Below are 3,187 nucleotides of genomic sequence, written 5' to 3' on the forward strand. Positions count from 1 at the left end.
AGGACCATGTCCCGGTCGACTCCTACGAGATCCCCGACCGGCTCCGGCGCCGCGTCGAGCTGCGCGACCACACCTGTCGTGCCCCGCACTGCAACCGCCGTACCGAACGCTGCGACCTCGACCACGCCCACCCGCACGCCGCAGGCGGCTCTACCTGCCCGTGCAACCTGGTGCCTTTGTGTCGGCGACATCATCGTGCGAAGACCTTCGGCTACTGGCGCTACGTCATCGTCCAGCCCGGGACCTATCTGTGGTCCTCACCGCACGGGCAGCACTGGCTGGTCGACCACACCGGCACCCGGAACCTCGACCCACCCCGACCAGTCGACCCCGACCCCGACCCACCCGACTGGGCCGACCCCGGCCGGACCGAACCAGAAATCTGACCACCACACCCCTGGACCCCGCCATAGGCGGGGCCACAGGCATGCCCCGGGGTCTCGTGACGGTCGCTGCGCGACCTCCTCGACCACCAGGAGACAGGGGTCTCGTGACGGTCGCCGCGCGACCTCCTCGACCACCAGGAGACCAGGGGTCTCGTGACGGTCGCTGCGCGACCTCCTCGACCACCGAGGCAGGGGTCTCGTGACGGTCGCTGCGCGACCTCCTCGACCACCGACGGCGCGCGCCCGCCGCTGGTTGAGGTGCGAGCGCAGCGAGCCTCGAAACCAAGGCGTCGACCACCGCGACGTACCTACCGGCGTCAACTCTCCGCCGCAACCACAGCGAGTACCTCAGGCCTCCTTCAACCCGGCCGCCCAGCGCGCCCAAGCACCGCAACCCACGACGGCGCGCAGCCGTGTTGTCCGTTCTAGCCACCGCGACCAACGACACCCGAACGCTGCGGGCATGGGGTCTCGTGACGGTCGCTGCGCGACCTCCTCGACCACCGGGGCATGGGGTCTCGTGACGGTCGCTGCGCGACCTCCTCGACCACCGACGGCGCGCGCCCGCCGCTGGTTGAGGTGCGAGCGCAGCGAGCCTCGAAACCAAGGCACCCGCACGCCCCTCTGCCCCCGGACCTCGCCACCGGCGGGGCCACAGGCACGTCCGGGGGTCTCGTGACGGTCGCTGCGCGACCTCCTCGACCACCGGGCCGAGGTGTCGCCGCGGAGGCCTCGGCAGTCAGTACGCGATGATCACGACCACGCGCAGCATGGATCGAGTGTCCGCCACGGTCCCGTTGAGCGCCACCCCGAGAATGACCTCGTGGCGAAGCGACGGACCTGTCCCTGCGGATCGGCGGCGACGTACGCCGACTGCTGCGGACCCCTCCACCGGGGCGACCGAGCAGCGGTGACGGCCGAGGAGCTGATGCGGTCGCGATACAGCGCGTTCGTGCTGCACGACGCGGCCTACCTGCTCCGCTCCTGGCACGCGGCCACCCGCCCACCGTCGATCGACTTCGACCCGGACCTCGCGTGGGTCGGGCTCGAGATCCTCGCGACCGAGGCAGGCGGACCCGGCGACGCGAACGGCGTCGTGGAGTTCCGGGCCCACCACCGGCGAGGCGGAGAGCCCGGCGTGCTCCACGAAGTGAGCAGGTTCCGGCGGCAGGACGGCGAGTGGCGCTACGTCCGCGGACGGGTCAGGGAGTCGTAGCCGAACCGGCCGCGACCGGGCTCACGGGTCCCAGCGGACGACCTCTTCGCCGTTCCAGCACTGGCGGGCACCGACCATCCGAGGGATGGACCACCGACGCAGGGTCCTGCAGTGGAACAGGTCCTGCCCGCCGAGCGCCCGCGGTGCGATCCAGTCGCCGTCGCGCTTCACGTAAAAGTGGAACGCGCCGCCCGTCGCGCAGGAGTCGGGCGCGTCGCCAGGACCACCGGGGAACGTCCCCTGGTTGGAGATGTAGGCGACCCGGCGGCGGACCTCCTTCACGGTCACCAAGGGGGCCTGCTCGCACGCCGGAGCACTGTCGTTGTACGCCACCCACATGTAGTCCAGCTGCGCGCGCACGAGCAGCCGGAACGCCCGCGGGGTGTCCGACAGCCGATCGATCTGCCCGGAGTGGCGCCAGACCCGGACCCCGAAGCCGTCGTAGACCACCCTCACCTCGTCCCTCAGGGTCGGCGCGTCGCCGGCGCCGCGAGCCGCCCCCGGCGACGCGGGAAGGCTCGCGACCAGCGCCGCCACCAACGCGAGTACGGCGGCTGCGCGGCCGCCTCGACCTGCCTTCATCGTTCCTCCATCGGTCGCACTCGATTGCCACTCCCCTGCAGCCCATCGTCAGGGGACCGGACAGAAATGTCGACACATCGCCACACGCCGATGACGCAACCGGATCCGGGGGGTCGCCGGGCGTAGTCTCGCCCCACCGGAACACATCCACCCAGGAGCACGGCGGGCCCGGCAACGGGCTCGGAAGGACGGAGCATGGCGCAACTTGACCTCGCAGGAGTCAGCGCCGACGGCCGGCGCCTCCTCCTGGTGGGTCGGCAGGGCGAGGAGTTCAGCCTCGAGATCACCCCTGCCCTGCGTGCCGCGCTCCGCGGCGAGACCACCCGCATCGGCCAGTTGGAGATCCAGATGACGAGCACCCTGCGCCCCCGCGAGATCCAGATCCGGATCCGAGCCGGCGAGACGCCCGAAGCGGTGGCGGCGGCGGCTCAGACGACGGTCGAGGCGATCATGCCCTTCGTCGCTCCGGTGCTCGCCGAGCGTGAGCACATCGCCGCGCGCGCTCAGAAGTCGTCGCTGCGCCGTCCCGCAGGTGACGCCTCCGGCACCCGCACCCTCGGCGCCGCGGTGAGTGCCCATCTGTCGACGCACCAGGCGAAGTCCGAGCAGATCACCTGGGACGCCTGCCGCCGCGACGACGGCCGCTGGGAGCTCACCGGTGCGTTCGAGACCTCGCCGAGGTCCGGCACCGCCCGCTTCATCTTCGACGCCCCGGGCAACTACGTCGTGGCCGACAACGACGACGCCCGGTGGCTCGTCGGCGACCTCGAGATCGTCGCCGAGGAGCGGCCCGACGACCTGCAGCACGTGCGCCAGCGCCGCCTGGCCGCGGTGCCCAGCGACGAGCTCCCGCTCGGAGACGACGCGCTCGACCTGGTGAGCGGCGAGACCACGCCCCCGACGTACGACGACCCGCTGCGCGACACCTCGGCCGACCACGCGCCCGACCGCGAGACCGACACCGCCGCTGCGGCTGCTGCGGCCGAGGCGGGGGGCGGCGGGG

At 72.0% G+C, this 3,187-nt stretch carries 4 protein-coding genes; 3 read left to right on the forward strand and 1 reads right to left on the reverse strand.

Annotated features, from left to right (window positions below; all coding sequences use genetic code 11):
- Positions 1 to 386 (forward strand): HNH endonuclease signature motif containing protein (locus tag H0488_RS20550; RefSeq protein WP_183101093.1); only part of this gene is annotated, 386 nt, incomplete at its 5' end.
- An 823-nt stretch (positions 387 to 1,209) separates the two neighbouring features.
- Complete coding sequence (locus H0488_RS20555) at positions 1,210 to 1,602, forward strand: YchJ family protein (RefSeq protein WP_183101094.1); 393 nt, start codon at positions 1,210 to 1,212, stop codon at positions 1,600 to 1,602.
- A gap of 21 nt (positions 1,603 to 1,623) precedes the next feature.
- Here the strand turns inward: H0488_RS20555 and H0488_RS20560 are convergent, their stop codons facing one another.
- Positions 1,624 to 2,184, reverse strand: a complete 561-nt coding sequence (locus H0488_RS20560) for a hypothetical protein (RefSeq protein WP_183101095.1) — start codon at positions 2,182 to 2,184, stop codon at positions 1,624 to 1,626.
- A gap of 195 nt (positions 2,185 to 2,379) precedes the next feature.
- On the opposite strand from H0488_RS20560, the gene sepH reads away from it, so the two are divergent.
- A partial coding sequence (sepH, locus tag H0488_RS20565; RefSeq protein WP_183101096.1) for a septation protein SepH occupies positions 2,380 to 3,187 on the forward strand: 808 nt, incomplete at its 3' end.

The sequence above is a fragment of the Nocardioides pelophilus genome, from assembly GCF_014180685.1.
GTDB lineage: Bacteria > Actinomycetota > Actinomycetes > Propionibacteriales > Nocardioidaceae > Nocardioides > Nocardioides pelophilus.